Origin of the sequence: Methylocapsa acidiphila B2, assembly GCF_000427445.1 — a bacterium.
GTDB lineage: Bacteria > Pseudomonadota > Alphaproteobacteria > Rhizobiales > Beijerinckiaceae > Methylocapsa > Methylocapsa acidiphila.
The window spans coordinates 3777595-3803123 of record NZ_KE386496.1 but is presented as its reverse complement, the minus strand read 5'-3'; the positions used below and the strand labels follow the sequence as shown (position 1 = coordinate 3803123).

The window sequence follows — 25529 nt, the reverse complement described above, 5'->3', positions numbered from 1 at the left end:
GGCTACTGGCAGACTAGAGGCGCAGTATATTTGAACCTGTGGCAAAATTCGCACGGTCGTCCCCGACGAATCGCGATTCTCTCTTGAGACCCAATCTCCATCGAGGCGGCGCAAATCAAGACTCGGTTCGATATTGCCGAGAGACGTGACGAACGGAATGACGCGAACAATTGGAAACAAAGGCGCCGATAAACGAATAGCTTAAAACAATGCTCGTCAAATCTTTAAATGAGTCAGTAACGGTCTGGCGGTTCGTCAATAGACGCAGGATCGTCGTACCTATCTGTCGAGATGATCGCAAGCGACCCGCGTAAGCCTAATTGACCGGCGGCTTGGGCGGCGCTTCGCAGATAGGTGATCGGACCCTCGCAGCCTGTGGATCGGCTCGCCGGCGCCATATCCATTTGGCATAGGCTCGACAGGCATCCGCCATGTCGGCAGTCTCGCCTCCGCCCACTCGACGTACCAGCGTAAGGCCGGCCTTGAAATAAATTGGCGGACCGAGTTTGGGCGAGGACGCTAAGGCTCGAGTCTAGGCTTCAAAGGGCCGTCAACTTTGACCGGCCCTCAATGCCGCAATGCAAAAATCCATCATTTGATCGACGGTAGGCTCCGGATCCTGCGCGCATTCCGCCATAAGCCGAGGGTGGCAGAAACGGGTGCAGGCGCTTCGAATCAAAATTGCATCGAGCTCCGCGTCTCCGGAACGAAATTCTCCCGACGCCATCCCTTGTCGGATAATTTGAATCAGGATCTTGTCGAGCGAATCGAAATATTCGCGCATGATCGACCAATTCTCATCATAGGCCGTCTCAAATAATTCATGCAGCTTGCGATCGGAAAGAAAGCGCTGAGCGTTAAGTTTCTCGATGAGCGCGATAACATTGCGCAACTTCTTGCCCGCGGGACCGTGCGACCTCGCGATCTCCGCGACGCCAGCTTCGATCTCCTGGAGAATGCGGCGTCCGACCGCTTCGTTGATCTCGGCCTTCGCCGCGAAAAAACGATAGACGTTCGCCGGCGACATCTGCAGCTCGCGCGCTATGTCCGCAACCGTTGTCTTTTGAAAGCCGATCTGGCGAAAAAGACGTTCCGCCACCTCTATAATGCTGAGGTGCGTATCGACTTCTCTCTGTGCGCTCAAGATTTTCATCCTACACCAATTCTAAACTGATAAACAAATATATCCAGCTTTAGTTAATCCTGCTTCCCCCAAATGGGTTTCGCGTCGTCGTTATGAAGCCGGCGCGTCAATTAAGCCATGCTTTTGCGTCGGACCGAGGCGCAAAGGTCCACCTCTTGTCCCTCTGTCCGAAGGGAATCGGGCCCTTCATCGAAGCAACGTCCAAATCCCTGGCCGCCCATTGCGAAAACGGCATTGCCGGGATCGACTTTGGCTAGACCGGCAAATCGACGAATTGCGGCTTAAACCCATCAGGCTGGGCCTGATAGTTCAGCCTGATTGATCTGCCTCAAAAATTTTATGTCGCTTCTGCCACATATCATGACTAATGTACATGGTTAGGCGTCGGCTGCAGGAATAAAAGGAAATCGTGGGCTTGATCTTTCGCCGCTGATGCGCTGAAAAGCGACGCTTTCCCGATGTCGTCTCGGACTTGACGCGTCTATCGCCCGAGGGCGATCCTGCTGAAAGTGCGCATTCACACATTTAAAGTGATATCCGAAGGTAATTGTTTATTCGCTTGGCCCTCCTAAGGCACGACAGAGGCTCTAATGCCGTCCCTTGACGATGTAGATCTGCGCACCCTCCTGCAACTCGATTCGGATCTCTCCGGAGAATCGCTTGAGGAGTTCATCGAGAAAGTACGGCGACAATATGAGCTCGCCAACGTCGCCTATTTTTGTCCCTCGTTCCGCGGCTATTCGCTTGCGGAGCCTTTTGTCGCCGTGACGCGCGGGGAAGACGGCAAAGCTCATTACACTCCGGAAGATTATCTCTTTTTAGATCCGGCGTTCACGATCGGCGCGCGTGCGCTTTTGCCGATCGACTGGGCTCGGCTTCCGCAGACGCCCAATAAGAAAGTGCGCCGTCTCTTCGGCGACGAACGGGAAACGGGCGCTCGCCAGCAAGGCCTGACCATTCCGGTGCGGGGTCCCACCAATGGGATTTGGGCGATATTCATCGCCACGTCGAACGAGACCGATCAGAGTTGGGCCGGTCGCCGTCACGAGCTGACGAGAGACCTTGTCCATATCGCCAATTACGTACATCAGCGCGCTTACGATCTCCATGGCGAAGAGGCGCAAGTCGGCCTCAACGCCATCACCAAGCGCGAAATCGAAGCACTTGAGTGGTCCGCAGAGGGAAAATCCATTGAGGACATCGCCCTCTTGATGCGGATCTCGGCGGAGACCGTCAAAGCGCATCTCGATTCGGCGCGGTTCAAGCTGCATTCGCTCAATCGCGCCCACGCCGTCGCCAAAGCGATCCGGGCTGGTTTGATTCAATAAGCCGCCCGCGCGACCTTCCGGGCTAAATATTCGCCAAGCCGGCTCGGGTTTAAGCCGGCGCGCCTTGAAGGCTGACGATCTTGGCGGCGAGTTCGCCCAGCGTCATCCCCGGCGCCAAAATGTCGCTGGGGATCAGTATTCCCCGGCTTTCGTCCAGAGCTGACAAAAGGATCATTCGTCCGAGGCTATCGAGAGACAACCCTTCGAGCGTCGTTTCGGCTGTTATTGTCGCTGTCTTGAGGTCGCGAGGCAATTCGCCTTGCTGGGCCAAAGCGCGAATGAGCGCTATGATGTCGTTCGTTAGGACGTCTGAAGCCGACATGGGCGAATTCTCAGTTGATCCGAGGGCGAGCTCGCCGATACGGTAAAGTTCGCGCGCGCGACCCCTCTGAATTTTGCCGGAGGTTGTTCGAGGGATTGAGCCTTTTGGAAGACAGACAACTTCGTCGACTTGGAAGCCGAGATCGCGCTGAATAACAGCTCGCAATTCGGATGTGAAGACCTCTGGAGGCGGAAGACGGCGCAGTTCGACGCCGAGCACGATCATGTCCCGCAAATTATCGACCCGCGGCACAGAAAAAGCGACCGCTCGCTGTACGAGATCCGGAAAGGCTCTCGATGCAGCCTCCTCGAACTCATGCGCGTGAATTGTCGCGCCGGCGCGAATCAGGACGTCCTTCACACGCCCGGCGACATAGACCTCGCCGTCGAGAACAAATCCGAGATCGCCCGTATCCAGCCAGCCCCCTGGTTGGGGATCTTCATCGGAACCGAGATAACACTTCGTCACCATTGGTGACGATATGAGAATTCGACCTTGCACGCCGTCTCCGAGATCGCCGCCAGACTCATCGGCAATTCGAACGACGACCCCCGGCAGGGGCGGGCCGTTGGAGAGCAAAGGAAAAGACCCCGAGCTTTCGGGGGCTGTCAGATCGATCCGGCCGGCATTATGGAACGCCTCCGCATCGATCCAGGCGAGGCGTCGCGCCGTTCCCGCCGCCCGAACCGCAACGGTCAAGGTCGCCTCCGCCAAGCCGTAGCCCGCCGAGATAACCCCTCGCGCCAATCCATGCTGAGCGAAAAAAGTTTCGAACTCATCCACCCCGCTGGAAGATACGGGCTCCGCGCCAAAGAACACGACGCGAAGCGAAGATAGGTCGACACCCAACAGGCGGCGCGTGAAGACCGGCTTCAGCACGACGGCCGCCGCCGACGGAGGCGCAGCGGAATAGGTGGCCCTCTCGCGAGTCATGATCCGCAGCCAAATCAACGGATTTTTAGTAAATGCCTCGGTTGGGACGAGCACGAGCCGAGCATCGCAGTAAATCGGCATCATCGTTCCAACGACGAGGCCGAAATCATGGTAGATTGGAAGCCAGGAGACCATACAGTCGTCGGCGCTAAATCCTGTTCTCTCAGCAGTGAGCTCGACGTTCATTGTCAACTGCCGGTGAGTAATGGCGACGGCGTCCGGCTCGCCGGTGCTGCCCGACGTGAATTGCACGAAAGCCAAATCTTCCGGCTGGTTCGGCGTCGGCTCGCAAGGCTCTCCCTCAGAAGGAAGATCGATCTCGGAAAGCAAAACCGCTCCGAGTCGGCGCGCCATTTCGCCGAGGACCGGCGCGTCGCCGCCGCCGGCCACTATGATTTTCGGGGCGACGATGCGGAGCATCCCGTCGAGTCGCTCGCGCGAGAGCGACGACCGGCCGGCGTCGACAGACGGGGAAAGAACGCAGATTCCCGCATTGGAGGCCCATGCCCCAAAAATTGTTTGAAGCAAATGCCGGCCGCTCGGCAAAAGCACAGCAATTCGGTCTCCGGGCTTGACGCCAAGACTGCGAAAATACCGAGCCGTCAAACACGCCAAGTCGAAAAGGCGTCGGCGCGGCAAAATTTCTTCCGGCCCATGAGCGCCCGCCTCGATCAAAATGTCTGAGCCGTCGCTCGTCTCGGCCAATCGATCGAGGATACTTACCCACATAGGTTGCACTCGCTTGGTAGCCAAAACCGTAGATGCGTATCCACGCCGTCGTAGTATACATGATGATATAAGATTTTTTTTGAAGATATGCGGGCCAGTCGAATGTTGGGTCAAGACGAAATTTAACTTGCTGGTTCACTATCGAAGCGATTAGCTCTTTCGCCCTGCCCCGCTTTGACGCCAATATGACGTCGTCGCTTGCTCCTATCCAACAATGCGCCGGACCTGGCCGAACCGATTTTTTTCCCAAAAATGTGATATGTTTTTAATTGCGGCTCGAATTCCTTTGGCCATGGCGGTGAGCTCAAGATGCCCCTAGACGACCTAGGCCTACGCGCTTTGCTTCAGCTCGAAGGCGAACTCACGGATCAGAGCCTTGAACATTTTATCGATCTTGTTTGCCGCCGCTATGGCCTGTCCAATATTGCCTATGTTTGCCCCTCTTTTCGTGGATACTCGCTGACAAATCCCTTTATCACTCTGACATATAGCAAGGAATGGGTCGAGCATTACAGAACGCAGGAATATATGTTCATCGATCCTGCTTGGACGATCGCAGCTCGATCGTTGCTCCCGATCGATTGGGCTCGACTGCCGCGGACGGACAAAAAAGTGCAGCGCATCTTCGGCGAGGCCACCGACGCAGGGGTCGGCCAACAAGGTCTAACCATTCCTGTCCGCGGCCCAATCAATGGTCTCTGGGGAATCTTCGTCGCGAATTCCCATGACGGGGACGCCGAATGGTCCAACCGACGCTATGAGCTCATCCGAGATCTCGTCCTTGTCGCAAATTACGTGCATCAGCGCGCCTATGAACTGCACGTCGAGGAACGACCAGTCGACCTCAACGCCATAACCAGGCGCGAAATCGAGGCGCTCGAATGGACCGCCGACGGCAAATCTGTTGAAGATATTGCCGTCCTGATGCGAATCTCCGCGGTGACGGTTAAGGCCCATCTCGATTCGGCGCGCCATAAGTTGGCCGCGCTTAATCGCGTGCATGCGGTCACGAAGGCGATCCGGGCCGGTCTGATCCGCTGAATTGCCCGGGCCTAGCTAAGAATAATTTTATGACGAAATTCGTTTTTTGTTATTGATCAGATTATCGGTTTGGAGTATCAAATTTCGGCGTCGAGAAAGTCTGGCGGCCATCCAAGCTTCGGGAATATCGGACCGCTTGAAACGCTGTTTTTATCTCGCCAGGATCGCGCCCTGCGTGCATCCGATCGGTAGCGCCCGCATACGACGATGCTCGGCAGGTATTTAGGCGCCGGTCAATCCCCGTTTGGGGGAATATCTATAATCCAAAATCCATATCAAATCTGGGCATCATCCTAACGATGGAGCCCAACATGATAAGCATTGTTCACGGCTTTGAGCGCGCCGAGCGGCCTGCGCTCTTCGATGAAATGTTTCGCCAGCGCAAGAAAGTCTTCATCGATCAGAAGAAATGGGACCTGAAGCCGATCGACGGAGAATTTGAATATGACGAATTCGACCGCGACGACGCTGTCTATGTCTGCAGCCTCTTGCCGGACGGATCGCTCGCCGGCTCGGCTCGGTTTCTGAATACGACGACGGACCATATGGCGGCCAGCGTTTTTCAGAATATGTTCCCCGGCTTGATGATTCGGTCCCCGACGATCTGGGAGATCACGCGATTCGCCGTGCCGGACGATCGCCGTCTTCAGCCGAACGGCGTCTCTCGCGCCGCTTGCGAACTCCTTCTCGGAATTTGCCTGTTCGGCCTGGAACATGGCGTTTCGCAAATGACCGCCATCTATGAGGCTCCCCTCGCGCGCATGTTCACGAAATGCGGCCTGGATCACATCATCCTCGGCCGGCACAGAAGCGAAGAGCATGGCGCTTTGCATTTTGCTCTATGCGATATCTCCCGAGAGCTCGAGGCGTCGGTTCGCGCCAAGACGGGTCTCCTACCTTACGAAGCGGTTGCAGTTGCAGCGGAATGAAATATTTCCACCCAGATCCTTTTGGGCGCATCGCCGCCATACAGCTGGTTGATTTACGAATTGGACTCGGGCGAAAGCTCCGATAAAGTCGGTAGGCCAGACCGAAGGCGAAGCTACCTCAGCTTCGCCTTGTCTTTTTCTAGGCTCCACCTCACCGGGCGCGGTTCCGGCCTTCGTCCGTCCTTTCGATCACCATCCTCCACTCACGCGTCGGCTCCGGCCCTCGCCCGGGAAAGCGACCCTCGCCGGGGCCGATCGGCGAACGCGCGCCGTCATGCTCACGCCTCCGCGCATTTCGGCCTGGACATCCCGTCGATCGCGGCGATTTTCGCATCGGTTGTCATGAAAGATGCTTATGAATTGGCGACGACCAATCGAATCGGACGCCGCGCGCGACAAGGCGGCGATGCGCCGAGCGCGGGACGGCGAAGGAGGGATCGATGCCGCACATCCATGTCTGCTCGCTGGCGAAAGTGCCCGAGACGATCCGCGCGACGGGCGCTCGAAGTCTCGTTACCTTGATTAATCAGGAGACGACCGTCTCCCGGCCGCCGGAAATCGCGCCGGATCGGCATCTTCATGTCGCTATTTCCGATATTGTCGAGGAAATCGAAGGGCATATTCTCCCGGCGGATCGCCATGTGGACGAATTGCTCGCTTTCGTGAGGCAGTGGGACCGGGCGGAGCCGATGCTGATCCATTGCTGGGCGGGAATCAGCCGTTCAACCGCTGCGGCTTTCATCGCCGCCTGCGCGCTCAGCCCGAAGCGTGACGAACATGAGATCGCCCAGGCGATCCGGAGCCGGTCGCCGACGGCGACGCCTAATGCGCGGCTCGTCGCCCTCGCCGACGCCATGCTCGGACGCAGCGGACGAATGGCGGAGGCGATCGCAGGGATCGGCCGCGGCTATGAGTGCGACGAAGGCGTCCCTTTCGCGCTGGATTTGCACTGACTGCGGACGGAGTCTAGGAGGAAGGCGAAACGCTTCTTCCTCCCAGGAACACAGGCCGTGCCCGATCAGAATGAAGACGTCTCCGCGCTCCCCTTCGAGCGCGCGCTCGCGGAGCTTGAGCAAATCGTCGATCAGCTCGAGAAAGGCTCCGTGGCGCTCGAGGAATCCATTGCAATCTACGCGCGCGGCGAGGCGCTGAAGAAGCATTGCGAGAAGCTGCTGCGCGACGCCGAGCAAAGGATCGAAAAAATCACCCTCGGCCCGGACGGGCGGCCGAGCGGAACGGAGCCGCTCGACGTCGAATGAGCCTGCGCTGAAAATGCGGATTGGCAGGGCGCTTGCTTCGACATCCATCGGCGCGATCCTTTGCCCCCGCATTTCGAACCGAGGTCCTATCCCATGGGTGACTACGCTTTCGCCGAGCCGCCGATCATTTCGCTCATGTCGATGTCGACCAGGCCGTTCCCGGTTCGGCGCATCTATTGCGTCGGCCAGAATTATCGGGACCACGCCAAGGAAATGGGAGCCAATCCCGACGTCGATCCGCCCTTCTTCTTCATGAAGCCAGCCGACGCCATTCTCCAGAATGGCGAGACCATGCCCTATCCGCCCGGCACCAGCGATCTTCATCACGAAGTCGAGCTGGTGGTCGCGATGAACATGGGCGGCAAGAACATCCCGCCCGAAAAGGTCAACGACATGGTCTTCGGCTATGCCGTCGGCCTCGACATGACGAAACGCGACGTTCAGAACGAGGCGAAGAAAAAGGGCCGGCCCTGGGAGATGGCGAAGGCTTTCGATTTCTCTGCGCCCTGCTCCTCGATCACGCCCGAAATGTATACGGGCGTTGTCGCCAAGGGGAAGATCCAGTGCAAGGTGAACGGCGAGTTGCGCCAGAACGCGGATCTCGGCGACATGATCTGGGACGTTCCCCAGATCGTGCATTATCTTTCGCAGCTTGTGGAAGTCATGCCGGGCGATCTCATCTTCACCGGGACGCCGGCGGGCGTCGGGCCCGTCGTCAAAGGCGACAAGATCGAGGCGACCATCGCGGGGTTGGAGCCTCTCCTGATCGAGATCGGCTGAATTTTATCGGCGGGCGCGCAGTCCCGAACGCGCTTCCATATTCAAGACGAGTAGGGAGGGCGCGAGACGGATGGCGTCGGGGCGCCCTCGACTTTCCGCGCGGGCGTAGCGCATCGCCGCCGCCTCATCGACAAATATGCCGCCGCAGAGGCCATGGGTCTCGACCACAATCCAGTGATCATCCCCGTCGCGGCCGACGATGAAACTAGGAGGCTCCTGTTGCGGATCCCCATCGATTTGGGCCGCATCATTTTCTTTTAACACGAAACTCAAAGATGTCTCCATCACTGCGGTGCGAGGGGGAGGAGCCCCGTTCCCCGCGCGATTAAGCCGACGCAAATGATCAGGGCGACCACGCCGGCGTAAACAAAATCCGGCCGGTTTGAGAGGCGCGGCATTCTGGTTCTCAATCGTGTTTTCATCGCTTTCTCCGATCTGCCGCATCAAGCGGCCAATACTGGGAGATTGATGAAAACCGCATAAAAGTTCGATACGGCGCGCGACGACGGGAAGTTAAGGAAACATATAGGCCGACCCGCATAAGTTCAGGCTGATTTTCGGATCAATGCGAAACCCGCTTAGCCAGTTCCGCGTCATCAGGGATCACCCCGCGATCTTCGAAAAATCGGCCACTTCATGCACGGCGCGACGCAATTCGTTGAGCAGCCGCAACCGATTGAGCCGAAGCACCGGATCCGGCGCATTCACCGTGACCTTATCGAAAAAGGCGTCGACCGGCGCCCTGAGCCGCGCGAGCGCGCCCATCGCGCCTTCGAAATCCTCGCGAGCGACGCACGCCTTCGCCTCCCCGGCCGCCGGCGCCAGAGCTTCGGCGAGCACAATTTCCGCTGGCTCCACAAGCGCATCCGGCGCATGATCCTCCCTATAGGAGGTGGCTTCGTCCGCCCCCGCCTTCTTCTCCTCCGCGCGCAAAATATTGGCGGCGCGGCGATAGCCGACGAGAAGGTTCTTGCCTTCCTCCGAATCCAGGAAATTGCCGAGAGCCTCGACGCGACGCGCGATCAAGAGGATATCGTCCTGTCCCGGCAGAGCGAAAACGGCGTCGATGAGATCATGTCTTTCGCCGCGCTCGCGCAGGAAAACCTTCAACCGATCGGCGAAAAAGCTCAGCAGTTGATCGATCAATTCACCCCTAGAGGCAAGGAAGACCTGGCGCTCCCCAGCGAAATCCGCTTCGAGTTCGGTCGCGATCTCCGGCTCGGTCACGCCGTGGCGCGCGAGCGATTTTTCGTGCAGCCGCTCATAAGGCTTCAAGAGCGCCTGCAAGTCGTCATAGCGCGCGCCATCTCCGGCGCGCGGCTCCGCCTCGCCCGAGAAGCGCGCCTCGAGATAGCGCCGGAGCGCCGCCAAAATGCCTTTGCCCGGCTCGAAGGCGAATTCCCAGGCCCAGCGTCCGCCCTGGGCCAGCGCTGCGAGTTCGGCGTCGTCGGTCGCCTCCTCTTCCCAAAGGCGCCGCAAGACGAATGTGGGCGCAGCTTCGCTCGTCGCGACCTGATGCGCCAAGGCGGATTCGAGAATGGCGCGCAGCGGCAGCCGAAGTTTGTTCTCGAGAATAATGGCGATCGCGCCGAGGGCCGCGCGGCGCAAGGCGAAAGGGTCCTTGCTGCCGGTCGGCTTCTCGTCGATCGCCCAGAAGCCGACCAGCGTGTCAAGCTTGTCGGCGAGCGCAACGCAAGCGGAGACGGGCTCGCACGGAATGCGGTCGTTCGGCCCCTGCGGCTTGTAATGGTCGCCGATCGCCTCCGCGACCGCCGGCGCCTCGCTTTGAGCCAGCGCGTAATAGCGGCCCATCAGCCCCTGCAGCTCGGGGAATTCGCCGACCATTTCCGAGCTGAGATCCGCCTTGGCGAGAAGCGCGGCGCGAGCTGCGAGCGCAGGATCCGCGCCGACATGATGCGCAAGATCGCCGGCTAGAAGCACGAGCCTTCGAACGCGCTCTCCCTGCGTTCCGAGCTTCTCGTGAAAAACGACTTGGTCGAGTTTGGGAAGCCGGTCCTCCAGCCTGATCTTAAGATCGGTCTCCCAAAAGAACTTGGCGTCGGAGAGCCGCGCCCGCACCACGCGGGCGTTTCCGCCGGCGATCGCCGCGCCGCCGTCGCGCGCTTCGATATTCGCGACAAGCACGAATTTATTGGCGAGCGATCCAGTCGAAGGGTCTTTCAGCACGAAGCATTTCTGATTGGCGCGGATCGTGGCGCGGATCACCTCCGGCGGAATATCGAGAAATGCGGCGTCAAATTCGCCGATCAGCGCAACCGGCCATTCGACGAGCCCCGCGACCTCATGCAAAAGCGCCTCGTCCTCGACCAGCTCGAGGCCTTGCGCCAAGGCGAGGTCGCGCGCGTCATAGAGGATGATGTCGCGCCGCCGCGCCGGATCGAGCACGACCTTGGCCTTTTCCAGAGCCGGAACATAATCGTCGAAGCGCCGGACTTTGATCTTGCTAGGCGACATAAACCGGTGGCCAAAGGTAAAATTGCTCGCCTCCAACCCGTCGATAGAGAAGGGAACGACCTCCGTCTCCTCTGTCTCCGGTCCGAAGGTCGCGAGGAGGCCATGGAGCGGCCGCACCCAGCGCAAGGAATCGGTCCGCGCCGAAGCCGCGCCCCATCGCATCGATTTCGGCCAGGGAAAACGGCGGATGACGGCCGGCAAAAGCTCGGCCAGGACGTCAAGGGTCTCCCGGCCCTGCCGCTCGATCACCGCGACATAGAACTCGCCCTTCTTGAGATCTTTCTCGATCCGGGCCTGATCCAATGAGGCGAGGCCGGCGCTTTTCAAGAAGCCCTGAACCGCCGCCTCCGGCGCGCCAACGCGCGGCCCTTTCTTTTCCTCGCGCGAATCGGGCTGGCGGGCCGGCAGGCCTGCGACATGAAGCGCAAGGCGCCTTGGCGTGGCGAAGCTCGCCGCCCCTTCATAGGCGAGGCCACGCTCGCGCAGGCCCTCGACGACGAGGCCTTTCAAATCCTCGGCGGCCTGCGCTTGCATGCGGGCGGGGATTTCCTCGGAGAAAAGTTCGAGAAGAAGATCGGGCATAGTCTCGTTTCAACGCGGGGGCTCGAGCTTCCGCGGGGACCGTCAAGCAAGCGAGCGCCGTCTTCTATAGACGCGGCTTTCGCAAGAAGGAACAGCTGAGCGAAAGCTTCGGCGTGGCAGGCCGTTTCCGAGCCTATTCACGATCACGCCGGAACCCCATGGCGGCGCCGGAGTTTCGCCCGCACGGACTGAGGCGCGGATGGAGAAAAGCCATGGATATTGCAAGGGTTTCGGCATTCGCGGGCGTCGCTTTGCTTGCAGCAGCGACAACCGCTTCGGCAGGTCCCATGAACGTGGCGAGCGCCAATGTCCTCGCGCCGTCGCAAACGCAGATCGAGCCAGTCGTTTACCGGCATCGGGCTTATTATCATCATCATCGCTACGTGCGCCACTGGCGTCATCATCGCTACTACGGCTGGAACCCGGGCGCAGCGGTGGCCGGAACTGCGCTCGGCTTGCTGTCGCTTCCTTTCTTGGCGGCCACGAATGACTGGTGCGACCCCTATTATTACGGGTCCTGCTCTTATGGCGATTATGGTTGGCCTTACGCCTATGGCTACGGCTATGGCGGATGGCCCTATCGCCAATACGGCTATTGGAATAGGGGCTGGCGCCATTACGGCCACTGGCGCGGGGGATCTCATTACGCTGGCTGGCGCGGCGGATGGCATGGACGCCAATTCGCCGGCTATGGCGGCGGCCTCTATACGGGGCGCAGCGTCGGTTTCGGCGGCGGGTTCCACCCTGGCTTCGGAGGAGGCGGCTTCCATGGCGGCGGCTTTGGCGGAGGCGGCTTCCACGGCGGCGGCTTTGGCGGAGGCGGCTTCCACGGCGGAGGCTTCCATGGAGGCGGCTTCCATGGAGGCGGCTTCCACGGCGGCGGTCGCCGCTGAGCCGCCCCATAGGCCCGATCGTCGCTTGCGCGTCAGGCGCCGCCCGCCTCAGTCTTGAGCCAGGCGGCGCCACAGGCCTTTGAGAGCTCGCGCACGCGCAGAATATAGCTTTGTCGCTCCGTGACGGAAATCACCCCGCGGGCGTCGAGCAGATTGAAAATATGCGAGCATTTAAGGCACTGGTCGTAAGCCGGCAGGACCATCAGATGGCGCGCGCCCTTGTCGCCCTGGGCAAGCAGCGCCCGGCATTCGGCCTCGGCGTCCTTGAAATGCTGGAAAAGCATGTCGACATTGGCCGCCTCGAAATTATGGCGTGAATATTCTTCTTCGGCCTGCTTGAAGACGTCGCCATAGGTTATTTTCTCGGCGCCGTCGCGACCGTTGAAATTCAAGTCGTAAATGCTCTCCACCCCCTGAACGTACATGGCGAGTCGCTCGAGGCCATAGGTGAGCTCGCCCGCGACCGGGGCGCATTCGACGCCGGCCACTTGCTGAAAATAGGTGAATTGCGAGACCTCCATCCCGTCGCACCAGCACTCCCAGCCGAGGCCCCAGGCGCCGAGCGTCGGGCTTTCCCAATCATCCTCGACGAAGCGGACGTCATGCAGCCGCAGGTCGATCCCGATCGCATCGAGCGACGCCAAGTAAAGCGCTTGAAGATCCGGCGGCGATGGCTTCACGATCACCTGAAACTGGTAATAGTGCTGCAGCCGGTTGGGGTTTTCGCCATAGCGGCCATCCTTCGGCCGGCGGGACGCTTGGACATAGGCGGCTCGCCAAGGCCTCGGCCCAAGCGCGCGCAAGGCCGTCGCCGGGTGAAAGGTGCCGGCGCCGACCTCCAAATCATAGGGCTGAAGGATGACGCAGCCCTGCCCGGCCCAGAATTTTTGCAAGGTCAGGATCAGGCCCTGGAAAGAGCGCGCCGGATCGAGCGAGCCGCCTTTCGTTCCATCGGCCCCAGGCGCGATTTCCGTCGCCATGTCAGTCATCGGCTTTCTGCCTCCTCGCGTCGTCCGGGCCCCGCAGGCTCGACGTGCGGCCCTGCTACAATAAGCAGCGAGGTTTTTCCACCTCGATCGGCGACGAGCGAAGATTCGCCGGACGAGAACCGCGCCGAAAAAACCCAAAGGGCGCGATTAACGACGCCGTCACTTGTTGGCGGCGCTTGCCGGTTTCACGTTGCGCTCCAAGTAATTTGGATGCACGTTTCCAATGTAATTTTTCATTGCCCCGGAGGAGGGAAAAATGAAACTTGCAAGAATATTGTTTCTGGCGGCTTGCGCCGCTTTTGGCGCAATTGTAGGCGCCCTAGGGCCGGCTCAAGCCGCCCCGACCGCGGGGCTCGCGCTCGCGGCCCCAACCGTCCGTAGTCTCGAACAGCCTACCGCCGGCGTTTTCCCGGTTGAAAAATCCTACTGGTACTATCGCCGCTGGCACTATTATCATCCGTACCGGTGGCACAGATGGCATTATTATCATCCCTATTACCATCGCTGGCACTATTATCATCCCTACCGCTGGCACAGATGGCACCGCTGGCATCGGTGGCACAGGCATTATTGGTGACCTAGCGACAAGAACGGCTCGACGCCGCTCCACGCATGGAAGATCGGTCGATCGATAGGCCGATCTTCTTCGCAAAGATCGCCGACGCGGACAGCTGCACATTCTTTGAGCGGGCAGCTTGACCCATATGGGGAGGCAATCCATGTTGCTTGTGTTGCGTGCTGAAGCGGCTGCAGCTTTCTCGAGGAAAGACGAGCCTTTTCCATCATGTAGCGCTACCGGCGTGGCTCGATCATGAACTGCGTCAGGGATCCCGACGAATGGCGGCGCGCCAATGCGTCGATCACGAAACCGTCAGAGGAGACATGAATGCGCATTGAACTGAAACTTGGTCTGGCCAGCGCGGCCCTGATTGCTTCTCTCGCCTTTGCGGGCGCCAGCCAAGCAGCGCCCGTGGCCGGCCTCTCGGCCATCGAAGCCGCGCAACCGGCGAGCGACCGGCCGCTGGTGGAGAAAGCGCATTACACGGGCCATCCGCACACGCATCACCACCATTATCATCATCACCATCATCACGGCTGAGGCCGCGCGAGCCGCCGGCCATGCGCCGGAACGACGCCTAATCATTTGAGCAGCGGCGGCGATCACCACTCAATCGCCGCCGCGCCGCGATGAATAGCTTCGGCCGTTTTGGTGAAACTCATCCCTTCGTGGAGAACGAGGCCCGGAGCCAGAGAAACCGGGGCGCGACTTCCTTTCTTGGCGCGGACGAGCACGCGGATCGCCGCCGCCCCGTCGCGCGGATAGATCGGCAGCACGACGATCGCTCCCGCGCGCCCGCCCAAAGCCTCGAAAATCGCCGGCAAAGCTTCCGGCCGATGGATCAAGACGATCGATCCTCCAGGCTCGACGAGCGCCAATGACGCCGCGAGCCAATCGACGAGCGACTCTGTCCCTCCCGCCGGCATCGCATGAGCCCGGCGCTTCGCCGCGTCGGGCGAAAGTCGCGCCCGGCCGGGATCGTGAAAGGGCGGATTGGTGACCACGAGCTGGGCCGCCTCATCCACGAGCCCCGCTCCGCGCCGCGCCCGCGGCGATAAAAGATCGGCCTCGAAGACCCGCCCTCGATCGGAAAGCCGGTTCAACGCAACATTTTCGCGCGCAAGAGCCGCCGTATCGGGATCCAACTCGAGAAGGCCGATCCGCGCCGCGGGTCGGGTCAGCGCCAGCGCCAGGCCGGCGGCGCCGACTCCGGCGCCGACATCGAGCGCGAAGCCCGCAAAATCTCTCGGCGCGGCTGCGGCGAGCAGCAAGGCGTCAGTGCCCGCGCGATGTCCGCGCTTCGGTTGAAGAAGCTTCAACCGGCCATCGAGAAACGCATCCGCCTCGTCCGCCGGCGCTTTATGCGCGCCTTCTTCATCCATTCGGCAATTCCTCGCCGAGACCCGCCTCTGTCAGAACGGCCCGCGCCCGGGCCGCGTCGGCGGCGTCGATCATGAGCCGGCGCGGCAGAAAACCGAGCGATCCTTCGACCGCGCTCATGTGCCGATCGGCGACGAAGACGGCTATTCCGGTTTCGAAGAGGATTGCTTCAATCCGGGAAATCAGCACAAGGTCGTTGGTGCGAAGAAGTTCAATAGAGCCGCGTTCAGAAGCGCGCGCCGACGCCTCCTCCCCGGAGATCAGCGCCCGGCACGACCGCTGAATCGCCTCCGCGAGTTGCGAAGCGCGAAGCAGAGCCCTAAGAAGTGCGCGCCGGCATTCGGAGATTTCCATCTTGGGCGTTGTCATCCCTTTAGAAGAAAAGGCGCAGGAACCGGGCATCGAAGGGCTCCTCGCCCTCGTGACCGCGGACATGGAGCGCGTCAACCAGACGATTCTGTCGCGCGCGGCGTCCGATGTCTCGATGATACCCGAAGTCGCCAATCATCTCATCTCGTCCGGCGGCAAACGCCTGCGGCCCATGCTGACCTTGGCGGCCGCCGGGCTTTGCGGCTATGGGGGCGCGGGTCATATCAAGCTCGCCGCCTCGGTCGAATTCATGCACACGGCGACGCTCCTCCATGACGACGTCGTGGACGAAAGCGACATGCGGCGCGGCAAGCTTGCCGCTCGGAAGCTCTGGGGCAATGAGGCGAGCGTGCTCGTCGGCGATTTCCTTCTCGGCCAGGCGTTCAAGATGATGGTCGAGGTCGGCTCGCTCGCCTGCCTCGACGTTCTCTCGACCGCCGCCGCGGTCATCGCCGAAGGCGAGGTCATGCAGCTTTCGGCCGCGAAGGACACGGAGACGAGCGAGGACGACTATCTGGCGGTGATCCGCGCCAAGACGGCCGCGCTGTTCGGCGCCGCCGCCGAAGTCGGCGCGCTCCTCGGCCAGAGGCCGAAGCCCGAAGTGGCGGCCTGCCGTGGCTATGGCCTCAATCTCGGGATCGCCTTCCAGCTCATCGACGACGCGCTCGACTATGGCGGCGCCTCCTCGACATTGGGCAAGAATGTCGGCGACGATTTCCGCGAGGGGAAGATCACCCTGCCGGTCGTTCTCTCGTTTCGGCGCGGCACGCAGACGCAACGCGAGTTTTGGCGCCGTACGCTGGAAAAGGGCGAAATCGCCGACGGCGATCTCGAAGCCGCGATCGCGATGATGCATAAGCATCGGGCGCTCGAGGACACCATCGAGCGGGCGCGCCATTACGGCGCTATGGCAAGAGACGCGCTTGAGCTGTTCCCACCATCGCCCTGGAAATATGCGTTGAGCGACGTCGTCCATTTTTGCGTCAATCGGACGTTTTAGACTCGGAACGCGGATAATTGACGTCGGTAGGCGGCGCACGCCGCCTACCCGGAGAGGTCGCGGCAGGCCTCGCTCGCCAATCGAAGTCGCTGATCGAGCGTTGCCTCGAACCGAATTCGCGCCTGTTCGCCGGCCTTCCCTCCATCTCTCCCAAAACAATCGAGCAACGTCATCCGGCCGACGGCGGCGAAATTCGCCTCGGTCCGGCCAAGTGCATGACTTGCGCTTCACTAGTGTAAGGCTTAAGGTAAATCATAATCTCTTAAGCATTTTAATTATGGCTATGCCTATTCAGATCGCCAAATTCATTTCATGCGGATTCTGCGCTGCGCTTTTATACTGCGTCGGAGCAAGCGCATTCGCGGCTTCGTCCGACGCGCCGGCTCCCTCCCGACCAGCCGCCGAGGTCGTTCAGACGTGGCGCAACGCGGTTCGAACCAAGATTCTCCGCATCCGGGTGACTCCAAGAAACGGGATCTCGGACAACGGCGCGGTCGTGGTGGGATTTTGGATAGATCGTCGAGGAAATATCACAGGCGAGCATGTCATCCGAAGCTCGGGCGCGCCAGCGCTCGACAAATCCGCTCTCGCCATGATTCTGCTGGCTAGTCCGGTGCCTCCCCCGCCCGAGGGCATTAGCGGCAATCAGTTCCACTTTGTTGCGCCAATTTCTTTCCACGCCCAGTGATCTGCGGATCGGCGCGATCTATGGAGCTCCGCCGGCCTCGCCGAGGCGCTTCTAGCTATCGACCCGGCCTATTTTGGCACGGCCGAGGACGCCGTGCAGGTAACAGGTTCTCAAGCTTGCTCGCTAATATTTAGAGAGGAGCCGACGGTCGCCGCGGTCGTTCGGAGCCGAGGCCATCGCTCGAACGCCTTTCGGTCGGATCGACGCATCCGTTGGAAAGCGCCCCGTTCGGTGGCGAAGGACGGGAGCATGCCGGAGACGATAAAGTCTTCAGCCTTCGTCCCTTAGCATGCTCTCCAACAGCCTCGCGCGCAGAATGAGACGAGCATGGGTAGGACTCGAATTGAGTGGGCGGTCAGCGCCGTCGCGCCCTGGTGGCTCGGGATTGCGCTCGCGGCGTCGCTTCCCGCGGACGCCGGCCAGGAAGCCTCGATCGGATCTTCCCTCGCACCCTTGGTCTTTCGCACCGCAGCAGCCCCCGCCCTCCTGATCCCAGCTCAAAGCGGCGCGCCAGACGACGAATACAGGCGCTTCGGCGGCGAAGCCGGAAAGATCTGGCGCGACGCGCGACTGGCCCTCGGAGATCCAGACGAATTCAAACGCCTACCCGACGAGATCGAGCCGCGCAGCGACCTGAAGCGGCGCGCAGGCAGATTTCCGACGCTCGACCGAAGCCACAAAGGCGACCCCTTCGTCGGACTGCGGCCCACTTTCGACACGCAGCTGCGTCGACCTGGCGGGCTCGCCGCACTGCGGGCGCATGATCTGATTTTCGACCACGACGAGACCTCCCCTACCGGAAGCTTCACTGTCCTCGACGAGGCGGCCGGCGATCCGGAGAGCGCGGCGAGCTTCGAGCCCTGGCCCGATGGGGAGAGCCCAACGACGCTTCATTCCGGCGCCGACTCTTCTCCGCGTCAGGACGGTGGAACCGTGACGATGCGGCCGGCAGCGATCAATGAGCGCATCCTGCAAGGCTCGACGCCGCCGGTTCGGCGCGCCATCGCGCTCGGCTCGACGACGCCGGCCCCGGCGGATTCAACCCCTGTCGAGGTCGTTGCGATCGCCGGGGCGCCGCGAACGCCGGGGACAAGCGCCTTTTCGCCCGCCGCGCGGCCGAATTTCGCCTCCCTGATCGAGCAGGATCAATCGGCGCGGGAGAGGCGCTGCCTCGCCGAAGCCATTTATTTTGAAGCCCGCAGCGAATCCGAGGAGGGCCAGGCCGCCGTTGCGCAGGTGGTCCTCAACCGCGTGTCGAGCGGCCTTTATCCGCCGACGATCTGCGGCGTCGTCTATCAAAACCGGCAGCATTACAACGCCTGCCAATTCTCCTTCGCTTGCGAAGGCAAGTCGCTGCGCGTCACAGAACCAGAGGCGTGGCGCGCCGCCGTCAGGATCGCCGACGAAGTCACGGCCGGAAAGACCTATGTCTCAGACGTCGGCGGCGCGACCCATTATCACGCCAATTATGTACGGCCGCGCTGGGCTAAAAGACTTGAAAAAATGGACGTGATCGGACGCCACGTCTTCTATAAGCTTCGGCCGGGTCAAACCTGACGCCGAAATCCGCCTTGTAAAGCGCGGCCCGGCGCAAAGCCGGCGGCCTCGTGAACGAATTTCGCCGCCGCTGCTCAAGAAATCCAGGCTTCGCCTGAATCATTCCATCCGTTTCGGGATGGGCGGCCCATTCCTTAGCTTGCTCCACGGACTCAAAACGGCCATGTTGAGAGCAGAAAATCAGCGAATTCGGCGCTCCTCTTGGCGGGAGCGGCCTCGAATAAAAGGCGGTCGCATGTCGCTCGAATCCCTAATTTCCGGCAAAGGTCAAGGTAGCCTCTTGCGGCGCGTCGCGTTGCGCGGCCTCGCCCTCTCCGGGATCGCAGCCTTCCTCCTTCCGGCGGCGCTGGCCGGGGCGCAAGCGCGCGCAAGAGAAAACCTTGCGATCGCTTCGCCCTTCGAGGTTGGAGAGAGTCCCGCTGGCAATTATCTCGCGGCGCTCGTCGCCGGGGCCGAGCGCGACACCATGGCGGCCTCGACCTTTTTCCGCGAGGCTTTGCGGTTCGATCCGCGCAACCCTCCCCTGATCGAACGCGCATTCGTGGCCGCCGTCTCGAACGGCAATATGCCGGAAGCCTTCGCCCTGGCGAACCGTCTGATTGCGCGCGAGCCCGACAACAGCCTCGCCCATCTCGCGCTCGGCGTGCAGGCGATCAAGGCGAAGCAATTCGCCGTGGCGCGCGCGCATTTCGCCAAGGGCGGCGCCGGCCAGCAGCGCGACATCACAGCCACGCTGCTGACGGCCTGGTGCTATGCGGGCGAAGGCAACGCCCGCCGCGCCATCGAGCTGGTCGACCGGCTCCGCGACGAGAATTTCGCGGTTTTCCGCGATTATCACGCGGGCCTCATCGCCTCGAACGCCAATAATAACGCCGAGGCGGCGAAACGGATGAAATCGGCTTATGAGGCCGACAAGAACACATTGCGGCTCGTCGACGCCTATGCCCGCTTCATCGCCAACGCCGGCGGCCGCGACGACGCGATCGGCGTCTATGAGGCGTTCGATCAGATCCTTCCCAATCATCCGATCATCACCGCGGCCGAAGCCGATTTAAAGGCCGGCAAGCGGATCGAGCCCTTGGTCAAGAACGCCGAGCAAGGCGCGGCCGAAGTGCTCTATGGCCTCGGCGCCGCCGGAGGCCGGCAAGGCGACGAGCTCGCCGCGATGATCTATCTGCGCCTCTCGCTTTATCTTGCGCCGCAAAACAGCCTCGCGATCATCACGCTGGCCGATATTTACGAGCGCATTAAGCAGAACGAGCAGGCGATCGACGTTTACGGGCTGGTGCGCGAGAACGATCCGCTCCGCACGACCGCCGATATTCAAACCGGCCTGATCCTCGAAACCCTGGGTCGGACGGACGAAGCGGCCACCTACCTGAAACGGATCGTCGCGGAACATCCGAAGGACGAAGATGCGCTATCCGCGCTGGGCAACCTGCAGCGCGCCCACAAGCAATATGCAGATGCAATCGAGACCTATACGCGCGCCTTGAACGAGACGACCAAGAGCGAAAAAGCCAAATGGCCGCTCTATTATTTCCGCGGCATTTCCTATGAGCGTGAGAAGAAATGGCCGCAGGCCGAGGCCGATTTCAAGGAAGCGCTCAAGCTTTTTCCGGATCAGCCCTTGGTCCTGAACTATCTCGGCTATAGCTGGGTCGATCAGGGCGTCAATCTCGACGAGGCTTTCGGCATGCTGCACCGCGCTGTCGAGCTGCATCCGACCGACGGCTATATTGTCGACAGTCTCGGCTGGGCCAATTACAAGCTCGGCCGCTATGACGAGGCGGTGAAGGAACTCGAGCGCGCGATCGACCTCAAGGCCTCCGATCCGGTCATCAACGACCATCTCGGCGACGCCTATTGGCGCGTCGGGCGCAAGCTCGAGGCGCATTTCCAATGGAACCACGCGCGCGACCTCGGCCCCGAGCCCGACGACAAGGCCAAGATCCTGCAAAAGATCGAGCATGGGCTCAGCGACGAGGCCAACCCGGCCGCAGCCGAGGCGCAGCCCGAACGCAGCGGGGGATGAGCCGGCTTCAAGCGCGAGCGCCCGGAAACGCCAAAGCGACAGCTTGACCCCTGCGTCGAAGCGAGCTTTGGTCCGGCCGCCGCGTCGGCGATCGAAGGTCCGACGCCCTCACGAACGATCGCAGCATCCGAATTGCACCTCCTCACCGAACGCGCGCCCGCGAAAATCAACTTGACCTTGCATGTCCTCGGCCGCCGCGCCGACGGATGGCATGACCTGGAAAGCCTGGTCGTTTTTTCGCGCGGCGGCGATTGCCTCTCTCTGGCCGCCGGCGAGCCCTTATCTCTTGTCGTAGACGGCCCGACCGCAAGCGCCGCCGGCGCGCTCGACGACAATCTCGTCCTGCGCGCGGCGCGCAATTTCTCCAAGCATTATGCAGGCGCGAAGCTCGGCGCCTTCCATCTCGTGAAGCGCCTGCCCGTTGCGGCGGGCATCGGCGGCGGCTCGTCGGACGCGGCGGCGGCCCTGCGGCTTCTCGCCCGCGCCAACGGGATGTCGCTGGCGGAGCCGGGCCTCGCCGAGGCCGCGCGGGAAACCGGCGCCGACGTACCCGTCTGCCTCGGCCGCCAGGCGCGGATGATGCGGGGCGCGGGCGAGAAGCTCGGGAATCCGGTCGCCCTGCCCCCGCTCATCGGCCTCATCGTCAATCCTGGCCAGCCGCTCGAAACCAAGAGCGTCTTCGCCAAGATGAACATCGCGCCGGGGACCGAGAGCGACTTCGGCGCGCATCCGAATTTCACCTCCAATATGCCGATCGACGCCCTGATGGCCGCGTTGCGCAAGGGGCGCAACGACATGGAGGCCGCCGCCTGCCGGCTCGCCCCCATCATCGGCGACGTGCTCGCGGTTCTTTCCGCCGCGCCCGGCTGTCGCCTCGCCCGCATGTCGGGCTCGGGGGCGACCTGCTTCGGCCTGTTCAAGGATTGCCGCTCCGCCGCGCGGGCCAAAAAGGCCATTCTGCGCGCCCATCCCGGCTGGTGGGTCAAGGCCTGCGTCCTGAATTGAGGCGGATGTGCAAAGCGCGCCGAATCCAGCCGGTTGAACTTGGCGACGCGGCGGGCTAAGCTTTCCACGTGACCATCTTTTGAGGTCGCGGGCGTAGTTCAATGGTAGAACGGCAGCTTCCCAAGCTGCATACGAGGGTTCGATTCCCTTCGCCCGCTCCAGCTTCGCGCCGCCGAGGCAATGGCTTCGGCTGCCTTTTTGCTAATGCTCAATATGCGATTGGGTATTCCGGCGAAAGGCTGTTTTGCACTAGCATTGATTGCATTACTGATCTGCAAGCGGATTCGCTCCATCGCGGCAATTCAGATCGGCAAGGCTCAATGAGCTTTTCGTTCCATTAAGCAACAGAGAAGTCATAGCTGCTTTTACCGGCAAGTTCGAACTCGTAAGTTAAGAATTCACACCGCTCTGCTTCCGACATATTTGACACTTGAACAACCATGTCGCCGATCAGATAGCCCGGTTTGTAATAAAGATAGCCGAGTCCCACAACATTTAATACTTGCCCTATGACGACATGGCCCTTTTCGTTTCGAAAAAGCGAAGTAAACCGAACAGCTCTCGGGTCTGCAGGCGAGGTTAAAACAAACTCATAGGCGCCATCGTGTCGCAACTGCGGGGAAAACCAGTCGCTCCTTGTCGTTAGCTCCTTTAAATTAGTCGTAGCCAAGTCTATTTCGATTGGAGAGGCCGAAATTCTAAAGCCATGAGCTATTGACATTACGTCTATCCACTCGAAGTGCGGCGATGACACTCGAACCAGCCGGCTCACCGTCAAGAAGCCAGTCGTTTGCTTCCAATAGCGCCCATTGAATAACCAATTGCGCAATTCGAGAAGATTCCTCGGAAGCTTTTTGCGTTCAAGAAACTGAGGAGTCCTAATGCAAAAAATAAACCCGTCATTCTTCCACACGCAATTACAATTGTAACCGCCTGGATCGCCGTAACACATGAATGCATCATCGGCCGGAATCTCGTGAATTCCGAAAAGTTCGATACATTGATCTATCAATGTCCGATACATCGTACCAGAATTTGGTATCCAACGCCCCATCAGCCCCCGTCCTCATCAACATTCTTGCTGAGACCATAAACTCCGCGTGAGTTCGCGTTGATCGGTAGAAGCACCTATCCTTCCCGGAAGTAGACCAGAATTTCTCTGTTCCGATCGAGTCCTACTGCTAAGCCGCCCGCGTCTTGCGCCGCAGCCCGTAATTCTTAAATTTCTCGACGTTCTTCGCGACCTCCGCCTCGTCCAGCAATTTCGGCGTCCCCACCTGCAAGGCCGTCGCGTACTGCTTGCAAAGCGTCTCGAGTTCGACGGCGATCCACAGGGCCTCGCGCAAATCGACGCCCGTCGCGACCATCCCGTGATTGGCCATGAGCGCGCAGGTGCGCCCGGAAAGCGCCTCGAGCACGAGCTCCGAAAGCTCCGCCGTGCCATAAGTGGCGTAAGGCGCGCAGCGCACCGTCGGCCCGCCGGCGAGCGCGATCATGTAATGCGCGGCCGGAATCTCCATGCCGCAGATCGCGAAGGCCGTACAATAGATCGGATGCGCGTGAACAATGGCGCCCACGTCGGGGCGCGCATGCAAAATGTCGCGGTGAAACCGCCATTCGGACGACGGCGCGAACTCATGGTCGTAGCTTCCGTCCATATTCATGAAGACGATGTCGTCGGGCGTCATCACGTCGTAAGGCATGCCCGACGGCGTGAGGAGAAGCCCGTCCTTCCAGCGCAGCGAGATATTGCCGGCCGCGCCTTGGTTGACGCCCTGGCGTTCAAGCCTGAGGCAAGCGTCGATGATCGACTGGCGGGCCGCGAATTCCTTGTCTTTGGCCAAGATTGCTTCCCTTGCTTAGCTTCTTTCGAATGCGACCGGGCCTTGCTCAAACAACCTCCTCGGTCCAGCTTCGCCCGTCCCGCTCGACGAGCGCGATCGAGGCCGCCGGCCCCCAGGTGCCGGCGAAATAGGGACGCGGCGGATCGTTCGACAGGCTCCAGGCCTCGCGGATCGGATCGATCCAGCGCCAGGCGGCCTCGACCTCGTCGCGCCGCATGAACAGGGTTGCATTGCCGCGAATCACGTCCATCAGCAATCGCTCATAAGCGTCGGGCGCATAGATCTGGAAGGCCTCGGCGAAATTCATGTCGAGCGGCACGTAGCGCAGCCGCATGCCGCCGGCGCCCGGCTCCTTGAGCATGAGCCAGAGCTTGATGCCCTCGTCCGGCTGCAGCCTGATGACGAGCCGCGTCTTGGAGATTCGGCCCGCGTCGGCGCTGAACATGGAATGCGGGATCGCCCGAAATGCGACGACGACTTCCGAAACCCTTTGCGGCAAGCGCTTGCCCGTACGCAAATAGAAGGGCGCCCCCGCCCAGCGCCAATTGGCGACGCTGACCTTCAGCGCGACGAAGGTCTCGGTCGTGCTTTTGTCATTGCCGACGTCCTTCGCATAGCTCGCCACGGCGCCGCCTTCGCTCGCGCCCGCGCCATATTGGCCGCGCACGGTCAAGGCCCCGATATTGCTCGCGTCGATCGGCGCAAGGGACTTCAGGACCTTCAGCTTCTCGTCCCGCACGGCGTCCGCGTCGAGCGAGCTCGGCGGCTCCATGGCGACGAGGCACAAAAGCTGAAGCAGATGGTTCTGCACCATGTCGCGCAGGGCGCCGGCGTTTTCATAATAGGCGGCGCGGCCTTCAACCCCGATCGATTCGGCGACGGTGATCTCGACATGGTCGATGTGGGCGGAGTTCCACAAGGGCTCGAACAGCGCGTTGGCGAAGCGCAGCGCCATCATATTTTGCACCGTCTCCTTGCCGAGATAATGATCGATGCGGAAAATCTGGCTTTCGGCGAAGACCGCGCCAATCGCGTCATTGATGCGCTCGGCCGAGGCGCCGTCGCGGCCGACGGGCTTTTCCACAATGATGCGCGAGGCCGGGGTGACGAGCCCGTGACGGGCGAGCTGCTTGGCGACCACGCCGAACCGGTCCGGGGCGGTGGCGAGATAAAAAGCCCGCACGCGGGTCGGATCGCCCGCCAGTTTCGTCTCGAGCAAGGACCAGCCTTCGTCCGAGCCAACGTCGAGCGGGACGTAGTCGATCATTTCGAGAAAGGCCTGAAGCCCGTCGCCGGGCGCGGCGGCGCCGAATTGCCCGAGAGCGTCCGCGATCGTGGCCTGATAGGCCTCGCGCTCGAGCGGCTGGCGCGAGACGCCGATGATGCGCGTCGGCGCCGAGAACTGGCCGTCGAGGAAGCGCCGATAAAGGGCTGGAAACAGCTTGCGATGAGCGAGATCGCCGGTTCCGCCGAAGACGACGAGATCGAAAGGCTCGACCTTGACAATGCGCGAGACCATTTTTGTCTCCCTAACGGGGGCCTAGACGCGAAAACGCGCGAGGCCGCAAAAGGCTAGCATTTTCTTTGCTATGCACTGAGAAGAAAGGCGACGGCTAGCTTCCCTTTGTTTTCGGCGAGTCCCGCCCGTCGCCCTGGCGTCGCCCGCATCCGGGCACTAGGATCGACCC

24 protein-coding genes and 1 tRNA gene are annotated in these 25529 nt (G+C 61.0%); 15 read left to right on the top strand and 10 right to left on the bottom strand.

Annotated features, from left to right (window positions below; all coding sequences use genetic code 11):
• Window positions 1-550: 550 nt before the first annotated feature.
• A complete protein-coding gene (locus tag METAC_RS0120935) occupies window positions 551-1153 on the bottom strand; it encodes a TetR/AcrR family transcriptional regulator (protein WP_026608522.1) in 603 nt (200 codons plus the stop codon).
• Window positions 1154-1734: 581 nt separating this feature from the next.
• On the opposite strand from METAC_RS0120935, the gene METAC_RS0120925 reads away from it, so the two are divergent.
• The gene (locus tag METAC_RS0120925) at window positions 1735-2472 is read left to right on the top strand and encodes a helix-turn-helix transcriptional regulator (RefSeq protein WP_026608521.1); all 738 of its coding nucleotides are present in this window, start codon (window positions 1735-1737) and stop codon (window positions 2470-2472) included.
• A gap of 49 nt (window positions 2473-2521) precedes the next feature.
• Here METAC_RS0120925 and METAC_RS25435 read toward each other — a convergent pair whose 3' ends face one another.
• The gene (locus METAC_RS25435; protein WP_084143850.1) at window positions 2522-4456 is read right to left on the bottom strand and encodes a non-ribosomal peptide synthetase; all 1935 of its coding nucleotides are present in this window, start codon (window positions 4454-4456) and stop codon (window positions 2522-2524) included.
• A 309-nt stretch (window positions 4457-4765) separates the two neighbouring features.
• Here METAC_RS25435 and METAC_RS0120915 point away from each other — a divergent pair, with 309 nt between their 5' ends.
• The 5 genes from METAC_RS0120915 (at window position 4766) to METAC_RS0120890 (ending at window position 8465) form a co-directional block, all read left to right on the top strand.
• Window positions 4766-5497 (top strand): helix-turn-helix transcriptional regulator, encoded by a 732-nt coding sequence (locus METAC_RS0120915; RefSeq protein WP_026608519.1) that lies wholly within the window; start codon window positions 4766-4768, stop codon window positions 5495-5497.
• A 311-nt stretch (window positions 5498-5808) separates the two neighbouring features.
• Window positions 5809-6426 carry an acyl-homoserine-lactone synthase gene (locus tag METAC_RS0120910; protein ID WP_026608518.1) on the top strand — a complete coding sequence of 206 codons (618 nt, stop codon included), beginning with the start codon at window positions 5809-5811 and terminating at the stop codon, window positions 6424-6426.
• A gap of 440 nt (window positions 6427-6866) precedes the next feature.
• Window positions 6867-7379, top strand: a complete 513-nt coding sequence (locus tag METAC_RS0120900; RefSeq protein ID WP_026608516.1) for a tyrosine phosphatase family protein — start codon at window positions 6867-6869, stop codon at window positions 7377-7379.
• Between the two features lie 57 nt (window positions 7380-7436).
• Window positions 7437-7685, top strand: a complete 249-nt coding sequence (locus METAC_RS0120895) for an exodeoxyribonuclease VII small subunit (protein WP_026608515.1) — start codon at window positions 7437-7439, stop codon at window positions 7683-7685.
• A 93-nt stretch (window positions 7686-7778) separates the two neighbouring features.
• Window positions 7779-8465: a fumarylacetoacetate hydrolase family protein gene (locus METAC_RS0120890; protein ID WP_036255766.1), complete on the top strand. Its 687-nt coding sequence runs from the start codon at window positions 7779-7781 to the stop codon at window positions 8463-8465.
• Window positions 8466-8468: 3 nt separating this feature from the next.
• On the opposite strand, the gene METAC_RS24800 is transcribed toward METAC_RS0120890, so the two are convergent.
• Both METAC_RS24800 and glyS read right to left on the bottom strand, forming a co-directional pair.
• Window positions 8469-8738 carry a hypothetical protein gene (locus METAC_RS24800; RefSeq protein ID WP_425338926.1) on the bottom strand — a complete coding sequence of 90 codons (270 nt, stop codon included), beginning with the start codon at window positions 8736-8738 and terminating at the stop codon, window positions 8469-8471.
• A 330-nt stretch (window positions 8739-9068) separates the two neighbouring features.
• A complete protein-coding gene (gene glyS, locus METAC_RS0120875; protein ID WP_026608513.1) occupies window positions 9069-11522 on the bottom strand; it encodes a glycine--tRNA ligase subunit beta in 2454 nt (817 codons plus the stop codon).
• A 212-nt stretch (window positions 11523-11734) separates the two neighbouring features.
• Between glyS and METAC_RS26885 the strand changes: the two genes are divergently transcribed.
• Complete coding sequence (locus METAC_RS26885; RefSeq protein WP_198017258.1) at window positions 11735-12415, top strand: hypothetical protein; 681 nt, start codon at window positions 11735-11737, stop codon at window positions 12413-12415.
• Window positions 12416-12447: 32 nt separating this feature from the next.
• Here the strand turns inward: METAC_RS26885 and METAC_RS0120865 are convergent, their stop codons facing one another.
• The gene (locus tag METAC_RS0120865) at window positions 12448-13395 is read right to left on the bottom strand and encodes a glycine--tRNA ligase subunit alpha (RefSeq protein WP_051335741.1); all 948 of its coding nucleotides are present in this window, start codon (window positions 13393-13395) and stop codon (window positions 12448-12450) included.
• 265 nt (window positions 13396-13660) lie between these two features.
• Here METAC_RS0120865 and METAC_RS26080 point away from each other — a divergent pair, with 265 nt between their 5' ends.
• Both METAC_RS26080 and METAC_RS0120855 read left to right on the top strand, forming a co-directional pair.
• Window positions 13661-13981 (top strand): hypothetical protein, encoded by a 321-nt coding sequence (locus tag METAC_RS26080; RefSeq protein WP_084143848.1) that lies wholly within the window; start codon window positions 13661-13663, stop codon window positions 13979-13981.
• A gap of 309 nt (window positions 13982-14290) precedes the next feature.
• Window positions 14291-14503 (top strand): hypothetical protein, encoded by a 213-nt coding sequence (locus METAC_RS0120855; protein ID WP_026608511.1) that lies wholly within the window; start codon window positions 14291-14293, stop codon window positions 14501-14503.
• A gap of 62 nt (window positions 14504-14565) precedes the next feature.
• On the opposite strand, the gene METAC_RS0120850 is transcribed toward METAC_RS0120855, so the two are convergent.
• Together METAC_RS0120850 and METAC_RS27525 are read right to left on the bottom strand one after the other, a co-directional pair.
• Window positions 14566-15345 (bottom strand): tRNA1(Val) (adenine(37)-N6)-methyltransferase, encoded by a 780-nt coding sequence (locus tag METAC_RS0120850; protein WP_026608510.1) that lies wholly within the window; start codon window positions 15343-15345, stop codon window positions 14566-14568.
• The gene (locus tag METAC_RS27525) at window positions 15338-15697 is read right to left on the bottom strand and encodes a putative signal transducing protein (protein WP_084143846.1); all 360 of its coding nucleotides are present in this window, start codon (window positions 15695-15697) and stop codon (window positions 15338-15340) included. Before METAC_RS27525 ends, METAC_RS0120850 begins: the two co-directional genes overlap by 8 nt.
• Before the next feature lies 1 nt (window position 15698).
• On the opposite strand from METAC_RS27525, the gene METAC_RS0120840 reads away from it, so the two are divergent.
• From METAC_RS0120840 to METAC_RS0120810, 6 genes are all read left to right on the top strand, one after another.
• Complete coding sequence (locus METAC_RS0120840; protein WP_026608508.1) at window positions 15699-16712, top strand: polyprenyl synthetase family protein; 1014 nt, start codon at window positions 15699-15701, stop codon at window positions 16710-16712.
• A gap of 277 nt (window positions 16713-16989) precedes the next feature.
• The gene (locus METAC_RS27520; protein ID WP_084143844.1) at window positions 16990-17400 is read left to right on the top strand and encodes an energy transducer TonB family protein; all 411 of its coding nucleotides are present in this window, start codon (window positions 16990-16992) and stop codon (window positions 17398-17400) included.
• Between the two features lie 327 nt (window positions 17401-17727).
• Window positions 17728-18957, top strand: coding sequence for a cell wall hydrolase (locus METAC_RS0120825; RefSeq protein WP_026608505.1), 1230 nt, complete (start codon window positions 17728-17730; stop codon window positions 18955-18957).
• A gap of 235 nt (window positions 18958-19192) precedes the next feature.
• A complete protein-coding gene (locus METAC_RS0120820) occupies window positions 19193-20992 on the top strand; it encodes a tetratricopeptide repeat protein (protein WP_051335740.1) in 1800 nt (599 codons plus the stop codon).
• A 132-nt stretch (window positions 20993-21124) separates the two neighbouring features.
• Window positions 21125-21997, top strand: a complete 873-nt coding sequence (locus METAC_RS0120815; RefSeq protein WP_036255763.1) for a 4-(cytidine 5'-diphospho)-2-C-methyl-D-erythritol kinase — start codon at window positions 21125-21127, stop codon at window positions 21995-21997.
• Between the two features lie 87 nt (window positions 21998-22084).
• A tRNA-Gly gene (locus METAC_RS0120810) sits at window positions 22085-22158 on the top strand.
• A gap of 176 nt (window positions 22159-22334) precedes the next feature.
• On the opposite strand, the gene METAC_RS26655 is transcribed toward METAC_RS0120810, so the two are convergent.
• From METAC_RS26655 to zwf, 3 genes are all read right to left on the bottom strand, one after another.
• Window positions 22335-22718, bottom strand: coding sequence for a hypothetical protein (locus METAC_RS26655; RefSeq protein WP_156898301.1), 384 nt, complete (start codon window positions 22716-22718; stop codon window positions 22335-22337).
• Between the two features lie 460 nt (window positions 22719-23178).
• Window positions 23179-23841, bottom strand: a complete 663-nt coding sequence (locus tag METAC_RS0120800; protein ID WP_026608501.1) for a class II aldolase/adducin family protein — start codon at window positions 23839-23841, stop codon at window positions 23179-23181.
• Window positions 23842-23887: 46 nt separating this feature from the next.
• Window positions 23888-25360: a glucose-6-phosphate dehydrogenase gene (gene zwf, locus METAC_RS0120795; protein ID WP_026608500.1), complete on the bottom strand. Its 1473-nt coding sequence runs from the start codon at window positions 25358-25360 to the stop codon at window positions 23888-23890.
• Between the last annotated feature and the right edge of the window lie 169 nt (window positions 25361-25529).

Bases quoted from the DNA above. Each gene is read 5' to 3' on its own strand.
- METAC_RS0120935 (WP_026608522.1), bottom strand. From the start codon at position 1,153: ATGAAAATCTTGAGCGCACAGAGAGAAGTCGATACGCACCTCAGCATT.
- METAC_RS0120925 (WP_026608521.1), top strand. From the start codon at position 1,735: ATGCCGTCCCTTGACGATGTAGATCTGCGCACCCTCCTGCAACTCGAT.
- METAC_RS25435 (WP_084143850.1), bottom strand. From the start codon at position 4,456: ATGTGGGTAAGTATCCTCGATCGATTGGCCGAGACGAGCGACGGCTCA.
- METAC_RS0120915 (WP_026608519.1), top strand. From the start codon at position 4,766: ATGCCCCTAGACGACCTAGGCCTACGCGCTTTGCTTCAGCTCGAAGGC.
- METAC_RS0120910 (WP_026608518.1), top strand. From the start codon at position 5,809: ATGATAAGCATTGTTCACGGCTTTGAGCGCGCCGAGCGGCCTGCGCTC.
- METAC_RS0120900 (WP_026608516.1), top strand. From the start codon at position 6,867: ATGCCGCACATCCATGTCTGCTCGCTGGCGAAAGTGCCCGAGACGATC.
- METAC_RS0120890 (WP_036255766.1), top strand. From the start codon at position 7,779: ATGGGTGACTACGCTTTCGCCGAGCCGCCGATCATTTCGCTCATGTCG.
- glyS (WP_026608513.1), bottom strand. From the start codon at position 11,522: ATGCCCGATCTTCTTCTCGAACTTTTCTCCGAGGAAATCCCCGCCCGC.
- METAC_RS26885 (WP_198017258.1), top strand. From the start codon at position 11,735: ATGGATATTGCAAGGGTTTCGGCATTCGCGGGCGTCGCTTTGCTTGCA.
- METAC_RS0120865 (WP_051335741.1), bottom strand. From the start codon at position 13,395: ATGGCGACGGAAATCGCGCCTGGGGCCGATGGAACGAAAGGCGGCTCG.
- METAC_RS26080 (WP_084143848.1), top strand. From the start codon at position 13,661: ATGAAACTTGCAAGAATATTGTTTCTGGCGGCTTGCGCCGCTTTTGGC.
- METAC_RS0120855 (WP_026608511.1), top strand. From the start codon at position 14,291: ATGCGCATTGAACTGAAACTTGGTCTGGCCAGCGCGGCCCTGATTGCT.
- METAC_RS0120850 (WP_026608510.1), bottom strand. From the start codon at position 15,345: ATGGATGAAGAAGGCGCGCATAAAGCGCCGGCGGACGAGGCGGATGCG.
- METAC_RS27525 (WP_084143846.1), bottom strand. From the start codon at position 15,697: ATGGAAATCTCCGAATGCCGGCGCGCACTTCTTAGGGCTCTGCTTCGC.
- METAC_RS27520 (WP_084143844.1), top strand. From the start codon at position 16,990: ATGGCTATGCCTATTCAGATCGCCAAATTCATTTCATGCGGATTCTGC.
- METAC_RS0120825 (WP_026608505.1), top strand. From the start codon at position 17,728: ATGGGTAGGACTCGAATTGAGTGGGCGGTCAGCGCCGTCGCGCCCTGG.
- METAC_RS0120820 (WP_051335740.1), top strand. From the start codon at position 19,193: ATGTCGCTCGAATCCCTAATTTCCGGCAAAGGTCAAGGTAGCCTCTTG.
- METAC_RS26655 (WP_156898301.1), bottom strand. From the start codon at position 22,718: ATGTCAATAGCTCATGGCTTTAGAATTTCGGCCTCTCCAATCGAAATA.
- zwf (WP_026608500.1), bottom strand. From the start codon at position 25,360: ATGGTCTCGCGCATTGTCAAGGTCGAGCCTTTCGATCTCGTCGTCTTC.